Here is a 17,098-nt window from a genome sequence, read left to right on the forward strand (position 1 = left end):
GCGGGGGGGGCGCCGGCGCGGCGGCCGGCCGCGGACTCCTCGCGCATCCTCGTGCTCTCCCGGGCAGGCTCACGCCCGCCTGGGCCGGTCGGACGGCGGGCCGCCGTCAGTGGACGAGCGCGTCGAGCTCGTCCTCGGGAAGCCCGAGATCGACCCTGATCCGGTAGCGGGTCCGCAGCAGCGGCCCCTGCTCCGGATCGTTCTCGTCACATCCCAGAACGGCCTGGGTGGCCCATTCGAGCCCCCCTTGGAGATCGCCGTAGGCGACGAGCGTCTCGGCGATCGTATGAGCGGTCGCCGTGGAGACTCCGCCCTCGGCGCGTATTGTCTCGATGACCTCCCTAGCCTCATCGGGTCTGTCGAGCTCGAAGAGCGTGTCGGCGATGCCGGCACGCGGGTCGACACCCGCCTCGCCACCGTCTTCGACCGCGCGCTGGAAACACTCCATCGCGCGGGCGGGCTGCCCCGCCGCTCGCCACTCCTCGGCGGCGAGGACCAGGATGGATGCCCTGGAGACGTCGCCGGAGGAGTAACCGAGCGCGACGTCGTAAAGCCGACTGGCCAGGGAACTGTGGTCGTCGGCCAGTAGGGCCTGCTCAAGCAGACGATCAAGGTGCTCACGGGTCACATACGCCACACCGCGAGACTACCGAGCCGCTCGGCGCTTTGCCCGGTCAATCCACATGGCCGGTCAGTCACAAATTCGGCAACGACACGTCCAAGACCGCCCATCGGGGGGGTATTCGCCGAGGTCAAAGGGCATATACAGCTCGCTTTGCTTCCTCGCGAGCGAAGGGGCTGTGATGGGCTTGTCCAAGCAGATGACCTTCACGCTGGCCTGTGCTGTCGCACTGTCGGCCCTCGTTCCCGGCGTGGCCGGCTATCTGTCGGCCCGGATGGAGGCCGTCGAAGCCGCGGAGCGCAACCTCCATGCCCTGGAGGCCAGGCTGCACGTCCGCGAGGCGAGGGACGCGCGCCCGGCCGCGTTCCGCGCGCCGTGCCTGCGCACGCCCGCCACGCCGCGGTTCCAGCAGGTGCCGGCGACCGCGCTCGGCCGGCACGAGCTCGGTAGACACTGGACCCGCGACGTGCCGGCCTGGCTGCCCGCCCTCCCCCAGGACCTGGAGAAGAGCGGTCAGTAACGCGGCGACCACGATCTGAGCTGGCGGGACAGGAAGCCGCGGATCAGGTGTTTGGCCGCGTCGATGATCTCGGGCGAGCCATGGGGGTCGCGGCGGAAGCCCAGCTTGAGCACCGAGTCGCCGGCCTCGACCGCCACCAGCACGGCCAGGTCGAGCTCGGGGCTGTCCGCCAGCCCGAACTCCTTGAGCAGCAGCCCGCGCAGCCGCCCGGCGATCACGGTGTTGTTGTCGGAGTCGGAGTCGAGCAGGTTGAGGTCGACGGCGTCGCCGAACCGCAGGCTCCGGAAGCCCGCGACCGTCCGGTGCATGTCGACGTACTCGTCGATGATCGCGTCGACGGCCTCCCACCAGCCTCGGTAGTCCTCCTCCAGGAATCGCCGGTCGACCCGCCGGACGAACTCCTCGACGTTGCGGCGCGTGAGCTCCTGGGTGATGGCCCGCTTGTCGGGAAAGAACTGATAGACGGAGCCGATCGCGACACCTGCCCGCTCGGCTATGCGTGTGGTGGACAGGGCCTCGTATCCGGCCTCGTCGAGCAGCTCGGCGCAGGCGTCGAGCATCCGCTCGACGCGCCGGGCGCTGCGGCGCTGTGCGGGCTGCCGCCTGAGGGCTTTGGGCTGGGCACAATCATCAGCAATTTGCGGCGAAGACACGGATTCATCTTCTCCTGTACGAGCGATCGTTACCCGCTCATTTGTGGATTTCTCGCGGTTCCCGACCATCGCGCCAGCCCGCGCATCGCCGACGGCGAAATCCTGGACACGGCATAACCGAGTTTCCCCTCCAGGTTGACGGGAACGACGGCTTGATTACGGTGCACCGCCCGCAGAATGTGCGCGGCCACCCGCTCCGGCGGATAACCCCGCCTGGCCAGCCCGCGCTCGGCCTGATCCCGCAGGTCGGCGCCCACGAAGGTGGCGTTGCGGGCGATGGGCGTGGAGACGAACCCCGGGCAGACGACGCTGACCCCGATGCCATGGCCCGCCAGCTCGGCCCTGAGGCAGTCGCTGAGCATCTTCACCGCCGCCTTGGACACCGAGTACGCCGGGAGCAGCCGCGACGGCGCGAACGCGGCCAGAGAGGCGATGTTGACGATGTGCCCGCCTTGACCGCGTTCGACCATGGCCGCGGCGAACAGCCGGCAACCGTGCAGGACTCCCCACAGATTGACGTCGAGGGTCCTGCGCCAGTCCTCCACCGTGTGATCGAGAAAAGCCCCGGCGACCGCGATCCCGGCATTGTTCACCACAATGTCCGGCACACCATATTGAGAGATGATATTTCGAGAAAAATCCTCCATCTGATCAATATCCGCGACATCTACCGTCACGGCGTGCCCGATACCTCCGACCTCTTTAGCGATGGCAGCGGCCGCCCGCGTCGCGGCGTCGGCGTCGACATCCGCGCACACCACTTCGGCCCCATGCGCGGCGAACGCCCGCGCGGTCGCCAGCCCGATCCCCGACCCGGCCCCCGTCACCACCACCAGCCGGTCGCCGAACGCCTTGCGCCCAGCGCCCGCCCGCGCCCGCCGCAGCCCCCTGGCCGCCGGAGCCCCGTCGACGTGCGCGGCGAACTCGGCGATCATGCCGGCCACGATCTCGGGACGGCTGCGCTGCGGCCAGTGCCCCGCCGCGACCTCGCGGCGCCAGAGCCTGGGCACCCACTGCCCGATCGAGTCCAGCAGCGCCGGCGTCACGAACGGGTCCCGGGAGGCCGCGATGAGCTGCACCGGCACGGTGACGCCCGGATCGAGGCCCGGGTCGCCGAGGGCGGACATGTTGCGCCGGTACAGCCAGAGCCCGTTGCGCCCGTCCCTGACCGCCGTCGGCGCCGCTGCGGGCTCGACGCCGTCGCCCAGCCGCAGCGTGCGCGCGACGAGCCAGGGCATGAACGAGCCCCAGGCGAGCTCGGGCAGCACGGGCAGCCGGAAAGCCCCGATGTGCCAGGACCTGGCCCGCTGCGCTGCGGCGTCGCACCGCCGCGCGTGCCGCAGGAAGTGCCCGGCCTGCCGCAGCCCGGGACCGCCGAGGCTGGTGAAGGAGGCCAGCCGGTCGCGGGTCTCCGGCCGTCCGGCCGCCTCCCATCCCTGCAGCGAGCCCCAGTCGTGCCCGACCAGGTGCACGCGCGGCTTGCCGACCGCGTCGAGCACCGCGCCGAGGTCGGCGATCAGGTGGTCGAAGTCGTAGTGCCGCCGGTCCCTGGGCGCCGAGGAGTCGCCGGCGCCGCGGACGTCGTACCTGACGACGTGGAAACGGTCGCGCAGGCGCTCCGCCACCTCGTCCCAGACGCGATGCGTGTCCGGATAGCCGTGCAGGAGCAGCACCGTCGGGCGGCCGGGATCGCCTTCCTCGTAGAGCGCCAGCCGTACGTCATCGGACTCGACCCACCGCATGACGACCTCCTATTGGACGTACTGTCCAGCAGCATAAATCGATCACGGACGCGCGGCCAGCCCCGCGCAGGAACGCAGCGCCTTCCAGTCCGTCACCGCCTGGGTCCTGGCCGTGCCGGTCATCGGAACCGGGACGCCGCCCTGGATGGTCGCCGGGGTCCAGGCGTCCTTGAGCACCTTCCGCCCGTTGATGGTCAGTGTCAGGACGCCGGTCCTGCCGGTGGTCGCCGGGTTGGAGTTGTAGAAGACGAAGTTGCCCATGCCGTAGCTGACGTACGCGTTGTCGAGATACCCCGATCCGAGCAGGATGTGCGCGTGCCCGCCGACCACCACGTCGGCCCCCGCCTTGACCAGCTTGGGCGCCAGCGAGAGCTGGGCCGCGTTCGGGCACTTCTGCATCTCGGTGCCCCAGTGCAGGTGGACGATCACGGTGTCGGAGCTCTTCCTGGCCTGCCGCACGGCCTTCAGCAGGCTCACCTCGTCCTTGGCCGAGGCCAGGCCGCCCTTGTCGGCCGTGGCCGTCCACGACTGGATGAACTCCGCGTCGAGCACCTGCGTGGCCCCGATGATCGCGACCCGGTTCCCGTTGACGGTCTTCCTGTACGGCTTGTACGCCGCGGCCGCGTTCGCCCCGATCCCCACCACCGGGAACTTGCTGCGCTTGATCGCGGCCAGCGAGTCGGCCAGCCCGGTGTCCATGTAGTCCATGCCGTGGTTGTTGGCCATCGAGACGACGTCGACCCCCGCGGCCTTCAGGGCGGTGAACGCGGTCGCGGGCGCCCGGAACGTGAACTGCTTGCCAGGCGCCGGCGTCCCCCCGGTGGTGATGGCCGTCTCCAGGTTCACCATGGTTAAGTCCGCCTTGCGCAGCACGCCGGCGATCGGCCCGAGCGCCGTGCGCGGGCTGGCCAGCCGTCCCCGCAGGACGCCCTCGAAGTGCACGTCCCCGCCGAAGGAGATGGTGAACGGCCGCCGCTGCGGGCTCGGCTTCGCCGTCGGGGACGCGGCCGCTCGCTGCTCGACCTTGTCCGGCTGCGGCTCCGCGCCCGGGGAACACGCTCCCAGAGCGGCGACGACAACCAGCACCGGGAGGGCATGGGGGAGTCTCATCTGCCGCCACTTCCACTCGAAACCTGACATTCAGGGATCGAGCATGCCACGCAGGGCGGATTACCGCGCAGCCCCCCTCAATTTGCCCATAGCGCTACGAGCCACCTCATCGGGGTGAGTGATCGGCCGGATCTCCGGCACGGCCGACGGTCTGGTCGCGCTCGCCGGGCCGTGGAACGGTCGCCGTACGAGGGCGGGGAGGCATGATTCTCACGCGAAGACGCGGAGCGCTCCCAACATTTCCCGCTCATGCGGCCTCAGGAGAGAAAATCCCGCGCTGAGCGGAGCGCGGGTCATCCGATCGAAAAAGAGGCGCGTCAGTGGTTGATCAACACGGTGGCAAGTGTGTCATGATGGGCGAATCTTTCGTGCTCGATCCTGCAGGAGAGCTGGAAAGTGCTGGGGGTTTGCCGCCTCCACCCGAACGGCCCTGAAGGTTGTGTCACCAACTTGCCAGGGCCGTTCTCTATGCGCCGGCCCCGAGTGTGGTCAGGTCGAACTCCCCTTCGCGAACGCCGGCCGCGAAAGCGGCCCACTCCGCCGGAGTGAAGACCAACACGGGCCCATCCTGCTCCTTGCTGTCCCGCAACGCGACATTGCCGTCAGCCAAGGGGGCAACCTCGACGCAGGTCGATGCGCCGTTGCAGAAGGTGCTCTTCCGCCAAGCTGCCGTCGTAGTGTGGATGTACATTGTCTCCCCAAATGCACAAAAGGGGCACCATTGCCCCTTTTTCTGAGGTGTCGTTAGCTAACGCCGCCATAGCATGGCTTTGCGCTGGATAAGCACGCGTGATTCATCCTCATCCAAAGCCTCTGACCGGATGTGATCAAAAGCCGTCTCGTATCCGGCCACTCGTTCGAGATCATCGACGAAGTGAGCAGTGTACAGCTGTTCTAGATACACAACGTCATCAAAGGCTGCAAACTTCAGATGAATAAACGCACCGGTGTTAACCGGATGAAGTGCGTCAAGCGCGAGGACATGGACACTGACATAAGGCAGAAGTGAGATCTCGAGCAGGTGTTCCATCTGCTCACGCATCACCGAGGGCTCGCCGAAGCGGCGCGTCAGCGCCGACTCGTCCAGCACCACGGCGAGCACACATGGTTCGGTCCTGTGAAGCACACGCTGCTGCCTGTCGAGGCGCGCCTCGACCCGGCTCCTGACACCGCTGTGCGTGATGCGCGCGATGCCCCGGGTGGCCAGGATGACTTCCCTGGCGTAGTCCTCGGTCTGCAGCATGCCTGGCACAACCTGGGGTTCCCAGTTGCGCTGGTATGTCGCCTCCGCCTCCAACCCGAGGAATTTCGTGTACTCCTCAGGCAGGGCGTCTTCGTAATCCTCCCACCACCCGCGCTGCTCCGCATCACGCAACAGGCCGAAGAGCTCGTCCAGTTTTTCGCCGCCCACGCGGTATAGCTTCGCCATGACCTTGATGTCGTCGGAGGCGGGCATGGTCTTGGCCGCTTCGATGCGGCTGACCTTGCTCGGCGACCAGCCGAGCTCCTTGGCGGCTCTGGCCCCGGTGAGCTTTCGCCGCTCCCGGAGGAGGCGCAGCTCCTGGCCCAGCCGGAGCCTGCGTACAGTCGGACTGCCCTGCTGCGATGGCACCGTCCACTCTCCTTGTCGGGAATGAAGGTGTAACGGGAAGGGGTCGTTTGAGGCCCGACTTTCTGGGCCGTTTCGCCCAATCTTACACTGCAAGTTGCACGTGTAGTGCCACATGGCCTTGCCAGAAGGCTTTCACGGGTAGAGCGTAGGAGCAAGGACAAGCTCCGTGAAGACGACGTAGGCGGGCAAGGTTTTCCAGGCGCGCCTCGCCAGATGCCCCTCGACACTCCTCGTGCAAGTTGCACCGCAAGCAAAGCAGCAACCTGCGAAGAAACTAAAAGTTTCCCTTGCTCAAAGTATTGCGGCATCGGGGACCCCGGGAGACGATCGATACCAGGAGGGACCTCGAGTGATGAGGAGGCCGGCGATGCCGACACGGCCGCACACCTCGAGCCCCTCGTCCACGCTCGCGTGCCCCTTCGAGGGCCGCATCACCGGCAGCGTCGCCGTCCCGGAAACGAAACGTCGTGCCAGGGAGGCCGATTGCCGGAGGGAACTCATCTTCGCCTAGAGAACTCAGCGACCGTCCGCTCATTCGAGCATCGAAAAAGCCGGACCGAGACTGACCACCGACCACCGCATATGGGCTGCCACCCTGCGGCGATGCCGGTCACCAGCCGTCGGTCCGGCGAAAGAAGCCACCTCTGAAAATGCCGCGAAAGGGGTCTTCTCTATGTACTCACAAGGTACCAAGGGACTCGATCGAATCAAGTCCCGGATCCGGGAACTGGTCCTGTTGGCCGATCGCGAAATCTGCATGGAGCCCGACGAGTTCGCCTATCGGATCGGCTGGACCGTCGCCAGGACGGGCTTCGGCTCCCGCTGTTACCGCGACCCACGCTTCGACCAGCTCAGCATGCCGCGCAGGGTGCCGGAGGAGGTGTCCTGACGTGCCGAGGAATCCGCGCAACCACATTTTCCCGGCCCGTGAGAGCCTTCCGGCGGCCGGGCGCGGCGGGCCGCTGGTCCGGCTCTGGCGGGCCCGCACCGAGCTGTTGTCCCTGACCGGGCTGGCCGCGCTGACGCTCATCCTGCTCGGTGCCGTCCAGGAGGGCAGATGGGTGCCCTTCACTCTGCTGGCCGGCGCGATCTCGGCGCCCGCCGCCACCAGGTTCGGGCGCAACTGGATCGCCGCCCGCTTCTGGTGCGTGGTCTCCAGGCACCGCCTGCAGCGGGTCTGCCTGGAGACCACCATGCACACCAGGGCGGGACGGATCCCGCTGGTGCTCTGGATCACGCCCACCTCGACGGGCGAGAAGGCACTGATGCTGACGAGGGCCGGCATCAGCGCCGAGGAGTTCGAGGCGTACAGCGAGGAGATCGCGGCGGCCTGCTGGGCCAGGAGCGTCAATGTCCACCGCAACCGCGAGCGGGCGCAGTTCGTGATCGTGGAGGTCGTCCGGCGCGATGAGCTGCCAGGAGCGGGCTCCCCCGGACTGGACAGGCTTTATGGACGACGGGCCTGGGCGCCGCTGCGGCCGGACCTTACGGAGCCGCCTGATCTGCGGACCGGGGTGACCGTGCCGCGGGCGGCCTGAAGAGCTAGGGGAATGGGGGGCCGTTCCTCTGGAAGGGAAGCCTCGGAGACCGCGGGGGCTCCGGGGCTTCCCCATGCGTCCGGTACGAGCCAAGATGAGTTCGACTGACGAACTCAGGAGTCGTGATGACCTCGACCGTCCACCGGACATGTCCCCTCTGCGAGGCCGTCTGCGGCCTGACGCTCACCCTCGACGGCGGCGGGCACGTCACCAGCGTCCGAGGCGACAGCGACGACCCCTTCAGCAAGGGCTTCATCTGCCCGAAGGGCGCCAGTCTCGGCCGGCTCGACGAGGATCCCGACCGGCTGCGCAAGCCGCTGATCAGGGAGGGCGACCTGTGGCGCGAGGCCGGCTGGGACGAGGCCTTCGCCGCCGTGAAGGCGGGGCTCGACCGGGTCTCCGACCGGCGCTCCGTCGCGATCTACCTGGGCAACCCCAACGCGCACAGCATGGCGGGCGCCCTGTACGCCGTTCCGCTGATCAAGGCACTCGGCACCCGCAACGTCTTCTCCGCCGGCACCGCCGACCAGATGCCCAAACACGTCGCCAGCGGCCTGATGTTCGGCCATCCGCTGGCCATCCCGGTCCCCGACCTGGACAGGACCGACTACCTGCTGATGCTCGGGGCCAACCCGCTGGAGTCCAACGGCTCGTTGTGCACCGCCCCCGACTTTCCCGGCCGGCTGAAGGCCCTGCGCGGGCGCGGCGGCCGGCTCGTGGTGGTCGACCCGCGCAGGACCCGGACCGCCGCGCTGGCCGACGAGCACGTCTTCATCCGCCCGGGGACCGACGCCTACCTGCTGTTCGGCATCGCCCACACGCTGTTCGCCGAGGACCTGATCACACCGCGTCCCTCCGTCAACGGGCTGGCGGAGGTGCGCGAGGCGGCCAAGCACTTCCCGCCGGACGTGGTCTCCCGGCGCACCGGCGTGCCCGCCGAGGTGATCGCGCGACTGGCCAGGGAGCTGGCGGGCGCGCCGACGGCCGCCGTGTACGCCAGGATCGGCACCTGCACGGCCGAGTTCGGCACGCTGGCCCAGTGGCTGGTGGACGTGCTCAACGTGCTCACCGGCAACCTGGACCGGCCGGGCGGCGCCATGTTCGCCAAGCCCGCCACGGAGTCCGCCGGGCGGCGCCGGCCGTACACGGTGGGCCGGTGGAAGAGCCGCGTCCGTGGCCTGCCCGAGGCGAACGGCGAGTTGCCGGTGGCCACGCTGGCCGACGAGATCGAGACGCCCGGGGACGGGCAGGTACGGTTCCTGCTGACCGTCGCGGGCAACCCCGTGTTGTCGGCGCCCCACGGGTCCCGGCTCGACACGGCCTTCGGGGAGCTCGACTTCATGGTGTCCGTGGATCCGTACCTCAACGAGACCACCAAGCATGCCAATATCATCCTGCCCCCGCCGCGCGTGCTGCAGTCGGGACACTACGACTTCTCGCTGCTCCGGTTCGCCGTGCGCAACTACACGCGCTACTCGCCGCCGCTGCTGCCGCTGGACGGGCAGCCGTCGGAGGCCCAGATCCTCGCCGAGCTCACCATGATCGCCTCCGGCCTCGAAGGGGACCTCGACGCGTTCGTGATCGACGAGATGTTGCGCAAGGCGACGGAGACGCCCGGCTCGGGCGTCGAGGGGCGGGACGTGGCCGAGCTGCGCGACGCGCTGGAGGGTGCGAGCGGCGGCGAGCGCCGGCTCGACCTCATGCTCAAGCTCGGCCCCTACGGCGAGTGGGCGGGCAAGGGCGACCTGTCCCTGCGCAAGCTGCTCGACAACCCGCACGGCCTGGACCTGGGCCCGCTGGAGCCCAGGCTGGACGAGGTGCTGAAGACCGCCTCGGGGCTGATCGAGCTGGCGCCGCCGCAGCTCATCGAGGACGTGGAACGGCTGCGCGGCAAGCTGGAGGAGGAGCCGCCGGAGATCGTCCTGATCGGGCGGCGCCACCTGCGCTCCAACAACAGCTGGCTGCACAACGTGGGCCCGCTGGTCGGCGGCAGCAACACCTGCACGCTGCAGATCAACCCGGCCGACGTGGCCCGGCTCGGCCTCGACGGGGAGGCCGTCGTGCGCTCGGCGAAGGGCCGCGTAACGGTGCCGCTCGAACCCACCGACACCATCATGCCGGGCGTGGTCAGCCTGCCGCACGGATGGGGGCACGCGGGGAGCGCGCAGAGCGTGGCCGCCGAGCACGCGGGCGTCAGCGCCAACGTCCTCACCGACGAATCCGTCATCGACGTTCCCAGTGGTAACGCGGTGTTCAACGGAGTTCCGGTCACGATTTCACCAACCGGGGTGATCACCGCACATTAGGGTGTCGCGCGTGACTATCGCGCCAGAAGAGGACCGCCTGAACGCCCAGATCGCCTTCGCCATCGAGATCGACAAGTTGAAGCGGGTCATCCGCCGCAACCTTCTCATCGACGGCTCACGGCGGGAGAACACCGCAGAGCACTCCTGGTACGTGGGCACGCTGGCGATGGTCCTGGGCGAGCACGCCCCATCGGGGACCGACCTCCAACGGGTGACCGCCATGCTGCTGGTGCACGACCTGGTGGAGATCGACGCCGGTGACACCTTCATCTACGACGCGGTGGCGGTGGCCGCGCAGGAGCGGGCCGAGGAGGCGGCGGCCGAGCGCATCTTCGGCCTGCTGCCGGGCGAGCAGGGTGCCCGGATGCGGGAGTTGTGGGAGGAGTTCGAGGCCAGGAAGACACCGGAGGCGAGGTTCGCCAAGGCGCTCGACCGGTTCGCCCCGATTCTGGCCAACCATCACACCGAGGGCGGCACGTGGCCGCTGTTCAAGGTGAAGGCCGCGCAGGTCCGGGAGAAGGTGCGGATCATCGAGGAGGGCTCGCCCTCTCTCGGCGCCTACGCCCTCGAACTGGTCGAACTCTCCGTGGCCAGGGGACACCTCTCCGAGTGATCCCCTCATGGCGGGGGTAGGGGACTTGTCGTGAAAGAGACAGTGCGAGCGAAGCGTCGGCAGTTGCGGGGCTTTGCCGGGCCGGTTACCCTCGCCGATCGGCTCGAAAAGTCGAAGGCCATGGACAAACCGATCCGGGTGCTGGCCAAGGCCATCCGCCGGCGCCTGCCCCAGGGGCGGCTACGCGACCTGCTGCACGGCGTTCCGCTGGGCGAGCCGCTGCACCCGCCGCTGGCCACGGTCAGCCTGGGCTGCTGGCTCTCGACCGCCGTGCTCGACCTGGCCGGCGCCGATCCCAGGGCCGCGCGCCTGCTGCTGGCCACCGGCATCACGGGCGCGCTGCCGACGGCCGCGGCCGGGCTGACCGACTGGTCCTCTCTCCACCGCGAGCAGCAGCGCGTCGGCTTCGTCCACATGTTGGCGAACCTGACCGCCCTCGGCCTGTTCTCGGCCTCCCTGATGGCCCGGCTGCGCGGGCACGAGCGGCCGGGACGGCTGCTGTCCTACGCCGGGCTCGGCGTCGGCAGCCTCGGCGCCTATCTGGGCGGCCATCTGGCCTACCGGCAGGCGGCGGGCGCCAACCACGCGCCGCAGGTCACCCATCTGGTGCCGCTGGGCTGGCACGACCTCTGCCCGATCAAGGACCTGCCGGACGGCCGGCCCGTGGCCCGGCGGCTGGGCTACATCCAGCTCTTCGTGTTGCGCCGGGGCGAGGCCGTCACCGTGCTGGCCGACCGCTGCGCCCACCTGGCAGGCCCGCTGCACCAGGGCAGGCTCGTCATGGAGGACGGCGAGGCGTGCGTGGTCTGCCCGTGGCACGGCAGCACGTTCCGGCTGGCCGACGGCTCGGTCAAACACGGGCCTTCCACCGCGCCCGCTCCGGTCTTCGAGACGCGGATCCGGCGCGACGGCACGATCCAGGTGCGCCCTGGACTGACCTGAGGTCAGTGGCCGGGCTCGGCTTCGTCGGCCGGGTGCTCCACGAGGGCGAGGATGCGGCTGGCCATGAAGCGCGCCGTGCGCACCGGCGTGCCGGTCCTGGTGACCTCGCTGACCTCGACGAGCCCCCGCCGCGTGGCCACCTCGACCCGCCGGCCGGCGCGGGTGGCCCTGATCTCGTAGGTGCGCGGGGAGCCGCCCGCGTCGATGACGATCTCCACGCGATCACCCTTCATGTACGGGTTATACCCACGGGCGATTATCCGTACACCAGTACGATAATCGCGGTAACCCCCACCACGACGATGATCCCGCGCAACACGCGGGCCGGGATCCGCCGCCCCACCCTGGCCCCCGCGAACCCGCCGGCCACCGCCCCCAGCGCCACGCCGAGCACGGCCTGCCAGTCGACGTCGGCGACCAGCACGAACAATCCCGCCGCCACGGCGTTGACGATCAGCGCGAGGACGTTCTTGGCGGCGTTCACCCGCTGGAGCGGCTCGTCCAGGAAGATGCCGAGCAGCCCGATGAGCAGCACCCCCTGGGCCGCGCCGAAATAGCCGCCGTAGACGCCCGCGGCCAGCACCCCGAGCCACAACGCCACGCCGCCGTGCGGATGCGCCCGCTCCCGCCGCTCGGCCACCCACCGGTTGAGCCTGGGCTGTGCCAGGACCAGCACACACGCCAGCGAGATCAGCACGATGACCACGATCTCGAACACGGCGGGGTCCAGGAACAGCAGCAGGATCCCCCCGGCCAGCGCGCCCAGGGCCGAGGCCAGGCCCAGGCGCAGCAGCCGGTCCCGCTGGCCCTGGAGCTCGGCGCGGTAGCCGTACGCGGCCGTGTAGGAGCCGGGGACGAGCCCGATGGTGTTGGAGACGTTCGCCGTGACGGGATCGACGCCCAGCGCCACCAGCGTGGGGAAGGTGATCAGCGACCCGGACCCCACGACCGCGTTGATCGCGCCCGCCACCGCCCCGGCCGCGCAGACCGCGACCAGTTCCCACCCCGTCACGAACCCTCCTCAGGCGTCCGGACTCTTGGGGGGTGTGAAAAGGCCGCCCAAACTCTCCAGGACCTTGCCCATTTCCGATGGGACGATCCAGATCTTATTGGCGTCGCCCTTGGCGATCTCGGGGAGGGTCTGCAGGTACTGGTAGGCGAGGAGTTCCTGGGTCGGGTTGCCCTCGTGGATGGCCTTGAAGACCATGCCGATCGCGTCCGCCTGCCCCTTGGCCCGCATGGCCTGCGCCTCGGCGTCCGCCTGGGCGCGCAGGACCGCCGCCTCCGCCTCGCCGCGCGCCCGCAGCACCGAGGCCCGCTGCTCGCCCTCCGCCGCCAGGATGGCCGCCTGGCGCTGCCCCTCGGCGGTCAGCACCGCCGCCCGCTTGTCGCGGTCGGCGCGCATCTGCTTCTCCATCGAGTCCTGGATGGAGACGGGCGGGTCGATGGCCTTGAGCTCGACCCGGTTGACGCGGATGCCCCACTTGCCGGTCGCCTCGTCCAGCACGCCGCGCAGCGCGGTGTTGATGTCCTCGCGCGAGGTCAGCGTGTGTTCCAGGTCCATCCCGCCGACCACGTTGCGCAGCGTGGTGACCGTGAGCTGCTCGACGCCGAGCAGGAAGTTCGCGATCTCGTACGTGGCCGCCTTCGGGTTCGTGACCTGGAAGTAGATCACGGTGTCGATGGAGACCACGAGGTTGTCGGAGGTGATCACCGGCTGCGGCGGGAACGACACCACCTGCTCCCGCAGGTCGATCAGGTCCTTGATCCGGTCGATGAACGGGACCACGAGGTTGAGCCCCGGGGTCAGCGTCCGGTGGTAGCGCCCCAGACGCTCGATGATGGCCGCCGTGGCCTGGGGAATGATGCGGATCGTGCGGGCCACTCCGAAGCCCACCGCCGCGACCACGACAAGGGCGACGATGAGCTGCTCGACGGACATGGCGCGCTCCGAAGCCGAGGGAACCGACTCCGTAGATCCTATTTGGTTTCACCCAGGAAGGCTTTTTATCCGCATAAATGGGGATTTAGTGGGCTCGGGCGTACCAGCGGCCCTCAGCGCTGCGATCCAGCGACAGCGGCACCCCGAACGTCTGGGAGAGCGCGTCGGAGGTCATCACGTCCTCCAGCGGCCCCTGGGCCACCACGGAGCCGTGCCGGAGCAGCAGCCCGTGCGTGAACCCGCTCGGCACCTCCTCCACGTGATGCGTCACCAGCACCATCGCCGGCGCCTTGTAGTCGCCGGCCAGCACCGACAGGCGGCGCACCAGGTCTTCCCTGCCGCCCAGGTCGAGGCCCGCCGCGGGCTCGTCGAGCAGCAACATCTCCGGGTCGGGCATGAGCGCGCGGGCGATCTGGACCCGCTTGCGCTCGCCCTCCGACAGCGTGCCGAACCGCCGCCTGATCAGGTGGGCCGCGCCCATCATGTCGATCAACTCGACGGCCCTGGTGACGTCGTTGGAGTCGTATTCCTCGGTGAAGCGGCCCATGATCGCGTAGGCGGCCGTCAGGACGAGGTCGATGACTTTCTCATCCGGCGGGATGCGCTCGGCCAGCGCGGCGCTCGCCAGCCCGATCCGCGGCCGCAGGTCGAACACGTCGGCCTGGCCGAGCCGCTCGCCCAGCACCTCCACCACGCCGTCGCTCGGATAGAGCAACGTCGCCGCCACCTGCAGCAACGTGGTCTTACCCGCACCGTTGGGACCGATGACGACCCACCGCTCGTCCTCGTTGACCGTCCAGTCGATGCCGCGCAGCAAGGCCGCTCCGTCACGCCTGACGGCGACGTCCTGGAGCCGCAGCACCTGACCACCCATCCCCGATCCCTCCTTAGGAGTCACCCTCGGGACAAACCTATTGCAGGGCGAGCGCTTATCGTGGATCGGTGCGCCCTGAATCACCTGTCTGTCCGTCCCTGGTCGCCTGGGGCAACGCGTGGCTAGCCGGTCACGTGGGCCTCGACGAGGCGGCTGACCACGTGGAAGCCGCCGGCGGGCCTGCCGTCGCCGGTGAGGTTCCGCTCCGTAAATACCTCGCAAACCTCCGCTCCAGTGGTTTGCGCGAGTTCCGGCTCGCGCTGCCCTCCCCCGGCGATCCGCTGGGGTTGTCAGGTCCTCCGTCGTTCAACTCGGCGGCCGTCGAGGCCGGCCAGGCCGCCATCGCCGTCCTCGACGACCACAACCTCGGCCTCATTCCCCTGCCGGACCGGCGCGGGTCCTCCTATGTCGGGATACGCCTGGACGTGCACGACTCCGGCCCCGTACGCCACGACCTGCCCTCACTGTCGGAGGCCGAGCGGGAATTGTCGGACGCGATGCGCGCCGTCACCGAGGCCCTGACCTCCGTCGAGGGCCCCCTGCAGGCCCGCCCGTCGGGGGGCGGCCGTGGCGGGGAGCTCGCGCCCGGCTATCCGGCGCGGGCCCACCGGGTCTCCACCCTCGCCACGCGGCTGGGCTCGGTGTTGCGGCTGGTGGACGAGCGCGGGCTCACGTCGGGGCAGATCGCCGTCCGCGCGACGGCCCTGCGCGAGCTCGACCGCGCGGTACGCCGTGCGCTCGTCGCCGCCCACCACGCCATCTTCGAACCGCTCAGAAGCCCGTAGGTCACCGGGCCCTGACGCCCCGGATCAGCCCAGGCCGTGCCGTACCGCGTAGAGCGCGGCCTGGGTGCGGTCCTGCACGCCGAGCTTCATCAGCACGTTCGAGACGTGCGTCTTGACCGTCTTCTCCGCCACGGCGAGGCTCCGCGCGATCTCCCTGTTGGACCGGCCGGCCGCGATCAGCGCCAGCACCTCGCGCTCGCGCTCGGTCAGCGGCACCGACCCGGAAGCGCCGTTGGGCGTGGCGAGCATCGCCTCGGCCGCCTCGGGAGCGAGCAGCACCTGCCCGCCGTGCACCGCCCGCACGGCCTGGACGAGCGCCGTCGGATCGACGTCCTTGTAGAGGAACCCCGACGCCCCGGCCCGCATCGCGGGAGCCACGTCGTAGCGGTCGCTCACCGAGGTCAGCACGACGATCCGGGTCGTGGAGCCGGCCAGCCGCTCCAGCGCGCCGAGCCCGTCGAGCACCGGCATCTTCAGATCCAGCAGCAGCACGTCGGGGGCCAGCTCCCCGACCAGGTCGACGGCCTGTGCCCCGTCGGCCGCCTCGCCGACGACCGTGATGTCGTCCTGCAGGTCGAGAAACGTGCGCAGCCCCTGCCGCACCACTGGATGATCGTCGGCGATCAGCACCCGGATCAAACGTCCACCTCCACGTGCACCGTCGTCCCCGCGTGCCGGGCCGACTCCACGGTCATGACACCGCCGAGCGACTCGGCCCTTTCGCGCATCGACACCAGGCCGAGCCCGCGCGACTCCGCCTGGTCGAACCCGTCGCCGTCGTCCCGCACGGTCAGCGCCAGCCGGCCGCCCGCGCAGGCCAGGCGTACGGAGACGCGGGCGGCTCCGGAGTGGCGCAGCGCGTTGTGCAGCGCCTCCTGGGCCACCCTCAGCACCGCCACCTCCACCTCCGGGCCCAGCGACGGCAGCTCGTCGCACTCGAACACGACCTCGGACTCGTGGATCCGGTCGAGCAGGCGCACGTGCTTGCGCAGCGTCTCGGCCAGGCCGTGCCGGTCGAGCTCGGCCGGGCGCAGCTCGACGATCACCGCCCGCAGCTCGGCCAGGGCCTCGCCGGCCAGCCGCTGGACGCGTTCGAGCTCGACGGCGACCCTGTCGGGCGCCTTGTCGAGCATGGTCGCGGCGGCCTGGGCGGTGAGCCGCAGCGAGAACAACTTCTGCGTGACGGCGTCGTGCAGCTCGCGGGCCATCCGGTTGCGCTCTTCGAGCATGGCCAGCTCGCGGCCGTCCTCGTAGAGCCTGGCGTTGGTCAGCGCGATGGCGGCGTGCGCCGCGAACAACGTGAGCAGATCCTGGTCGGCCTGCGTGAACCCGCCGGGGGTGCGCTTGTTGGCCAGGAAGATGATGCCGAGCACCCGCTCGCCGTCGCGGATCGGGACGCCGAGGAAGTCCTTCATCACCGGATGCGCCTTCGGCCACCACTCGAACCTCGGGTCCTTGCGCAGGTCGGGCAGCCGGGCCGGGACCCCCTCGCGGAGCATCGCGCCGAGCATGCCATGCTGCCGGGGCAGCGGGCCGATCGCCTCCCACTGCTTGTCGGTGAGACCCTCGGCGACGAACTCGGCGAACGACCCGTCGTCGTCGGGCACGCCGAGCGCGGCGTAGCGGGCGTCGAGCAGGCGCTGCGCCGAACGCACGATGACCTGCAGCACCTCGCGCACCGACAGGTGGCGGGTGACCGCGAGCACGGCGGAGCTCACCGCCTGCAGGATCGCGTCTCGGTCGGGGGTCACGCGACCCAGCTTATGGTCCTAGGACGATGGGCCCAGGCACCGGCGGGTCCTGCGCCCGATGCCCGGCGGGCGCCGCGTTCGTACCGTC

At 69.7% G+C, this 17,098-nt stretch carries 19 protein-coding genes; 7 read left to right on the plus strand and 12 right to left on the minus strand.

Translation table 11 applies throughout. From position 1 onward, the window contains the following. Nucleotides 1-106 precede the first annotated feature (106 nt). On the minus strand, nucleotides 107-637 hold the full coding sequence (locus ACWD0F_RS46175) for a tetratricopeptide repeat protein (RefSeq protein WP_449888622.1): 531 nt from the start codon (nucleotides 635-637) through the stop codon (nucleotides 107-109). 166 nt (nucleotides 638-803) lie between these two features. On the opposite strand from ACWD0F_RS46175, the gene ACWD0F_RS46180 reads away from it, so the two are divergent. Further along, entirely contained in the window at nucleotides 804-1,142 is a 339-nt protein-coding gene (locus ACWD0F_RS46180) for a hypothetical protein (RefSeq protein ID WP_449888624.1), read from the plus strand. Here ACWD0F_RS46180 and ACWD0F_RS46185 read toward each other — a convergent pair. The 5 genes from ACWD0F_RS46185 to ACWD0F_RS46205 all read right to left on the minus strand — a co-directional run bounded on the left by ACWD0F_RS46185 (nucleotide 1,136) and on the right by ACWD0F_RS46205 (nucleotide 6,259). Further along, nucleotides 1,136-1,702, minus strand: a complete 567-nt coding sequence (locus ACWD0F_RS46185; protein ID WP_449888714.1) for a TetR/AcrR family transcriptional regulator — start codon at nucleotides 1,700-1,702, stop codon at nucleotides 1,136-1,138. The genes ACWD0F_RS46180 and ACWD0F_RS46185 overlap by 7 nt on opposite strands. Nucleotides 1,703-1,824: 122 nt before the next feature. After that, nucleotides 1,825-3,537 (minus strand): SDR family oxidoreductase, encoded by a 1,713-nt coding sequence (locus tag ACWD0F_RS46190; protein ID WP_449888626.1) that lies wholly within the window; start codon nucleotides 3,535-3,537, stop codon nucleotides 1,825-1,827. Nucleotides 3,538-3,579: 42 nt separating this feature from the next. Continuing rightward, nucleotides 3,580-4,647 carry a CapA family protein gene (locus ACWD0F_RS46195; protein WP_449888627.1) on the minus strand — a complete coding sequence of 356 codons (1,068 nt, stop codon included), beginning with the start codon at nucleotides 4,645-4,647 and terminating at the stop codon, nucleotides 3,580-3,582. A gap of 466 nt (nucleotides 4,648-5,113) precedes the next feature. Next, nucleotides 5,114-5,338 (minus strand): DUF397 domain-containing protein, encoded by a 225-nt coding sequence (locus tag ACWD0F_RS46200; protein ID WP_449888629.1) that lies wholly within the window; start codon nucleotides 5,336-5,338, stop codon nucleotides 5,114-5,116. Between the two features lie 57 nt (nucleotides 5,339-5,395). Further along, nucleotides 5,396-6,259, minus strand: a complete 864-nt coding sequence (locus ACWD0F_RS46205; protein ID WP_449888631.1) for a helix-turn-helix domain-containing protein — start codon at nucleotides 6,257-6,259, stop codon at nucleotides 5,396-5,398. A 736-nt stretch (nucleotides 6,260-6,995) separates the two neighbouring features. Here ACWD0F_RS46205 and ACWD0F_RS46210 point away from each other — a divergent pair. The 5 genes from ACWD0F_RS46210 to ACWD0F_RS46230 all read left to right on the plus strand — a co-directional run bounded on the left by ACWD0F_RS46210 (nucleotide 6,996) and on the right by ACWD0F_RS46230 (nucleotide 11,658). Beyond that, nucleotides 6,996-7,148 (plus strand): hypothetical protein, encoded by a 153-nt coding sequence (locus ACWD0F_RS46210; RefSeq protein ID WP_449888633.1) that lies wholly within the window; start codon nucleotides 6,996-6,998, stop codon nucleotides 7,146-7,148. A gap of 1 nt (nucleotide 7,149) precedes the next feature. Next, entirely contained in the window at nucleotides 7,150-7,797 is a 648-nt protein-coding gene (locus tag ACWD0F_RS46215) for a hypothetical protein (protein WP_449888634.1), read from the plus strand. A 125-nt stretch (nucleotides 7,798-7,922) separates the two neighbouring features. Further along, nucleotides 7,923-10,103 (plus strand): molybdopterin-dependent oxidoreductase, encoded by a 2,181-nt coding sequence (locus ACWD0F_RS46220; RefSeq protein WP_449888636.1) that lies wholly within the window; start codon nucleotides 7,923-7,925, stop codon nucleotides 10,101-10,103. A gap of 1 nt (nucleotide 10,104) precedes the next feature. Beyond that, nucleotides 10,105-10,716: an HD domain-containing protein gene (locus tag ACWD0F_RS46225; RefSeq protein ID WP_449888638.1), complete on the plus strand. Its 612-nt coding sequence runs from the start codon at nucleotides 10,105-10,107 to the stop codon at nucleotides 10,714-10,716. Nucleotides 10,717-10,836: 120 nt separating this feature from the next. Then, on the plus strand, nucleotides 10,837-11,658 hold the full coding sequence (locus ACWD0F_RS46230) for a Rieske 2Fe-2S domain-containing protein (protein WP_449888640.1): 822 nt from the start codon (nucleotides 10,837-10,839) through the stop codon (nucleotides 11,656-11,658). Between the two features lie 2 nt (nucleotides 11,659-11,660). Here ACWD0F_RS46230 and ACWD0F_RS46235 read toward each other — a convergent pair whose 3' ends face one another. The 4 genes from ACWD0F_RS46235 to ACWD0F_RS46250 all read right to left on the minus strand — a co-directional run bounded on the left by ACWD0F_RS46235 (nucleotide 11,661) and on the right by ACWD0F_RS46250 (nucleotide 14,474). Then, a complete protein-coding gene (locus tag ACWD0F_RS46235) occupies nucleotides 11,661-11,891 on the minus strand; it encodes a hypothetical protein (protein WP_449888642.1) in 231 nt (76 codons plus the stop codon). A gap of 23 nt (nucleotides 11,892-11,914) precedes the next feature. Beyond that, on the minus strand, nucleotides 11,915-12,670 hold the full coding sequence (locus ACWD0F_RS46240) for a sulfite exporter TauE/SafE family protein (protein WP_449888643.1): 756 nt from the start codon (nucleotides 12,668-12,670) through the stop codon (nucleotides 11,915-11,917). Between the two features lie 9 nt (nucleotides 12,671-12,679). Further along, nucleotides 12,680-13,600: an SPFH domain-containing protein gene (locus tag ACWD0F_RS46245; protein WP_449888645.1), complete on the minus strand. Its 921-nt coding sequence runs from the start codon at nucleotides 13,598-13,600 to the stop codon at nucleotides 12,680-12,682. A gap of 85 nt (nucleotides 13,601-13,685) precedes the next feature. Further along, nucleotides 13,686-14,474 (minus strand): ABC transporter ATP-binding protein, encoded by a 789-nt coding sequence (locus tag ACWD0F_RS46250; RefSeq protein WP_449888646.1) that lies wholly within the window; start codon nucleotides 14,472-14,474, stop codon nucleotides 13,686-13,688. Nucleotides 14,475-14,542: 68 nt separating this feature from the next. Here ACWD0F_RS46250 and ACWD0F_RS46255 point away from each other — a divergent pair, with 68 nt between their 5' ends. Continuing rightward, nucleotides 14,543-15,259 (plus strand): hypothetical protein, encoded by a 717-nt coding sequence (locus ACWD0F_RS46255; RefSeq protein ID WP_449888648.1) that lies wholly within the window; start codon nucleotides 14,543-14,545, stop codon nucleotides 15,257-15,259. A 24-nt stretch (nucleotides 15,260-15,283) separates the two neighbouring features. Here the strand turns inward: ACWD0F_RS46255 and ACWD0F_RS46260 are convergent, their stop codons facing one another. Further along, nucleotides 15,284-15,898 (minus strand): response regulator, encoded by a 615-nt coding sequence (locus tag ACWD0F_RS46260; protein WP_449888650.1) that lies wholly within the window; start codon nucleotides 15,896-15,898, stop codon nucleotides 15,284-15,286. Beyond that, a complete protein-coding gene (locus ACWD0F_RS46265) occupies nucleotides 15,895-17,010 on the minus strand; it encodes a GAF domain-containing protein (RefSeq protein WP_449888652.1) in 1,116 nt (371 codons plus the stop codon). Before ACWD0F_RS46265 ends, ACWD0F_RS46260 begins: the two co-directional genes overlap by 4 nt. Between the last annotated feature and the right edge of the window lie 88 nt (nucleotides 17,011-17,098).

The organism is Nonomuraea sp. NPDC002799 (genome assembly GCF_053592075.1).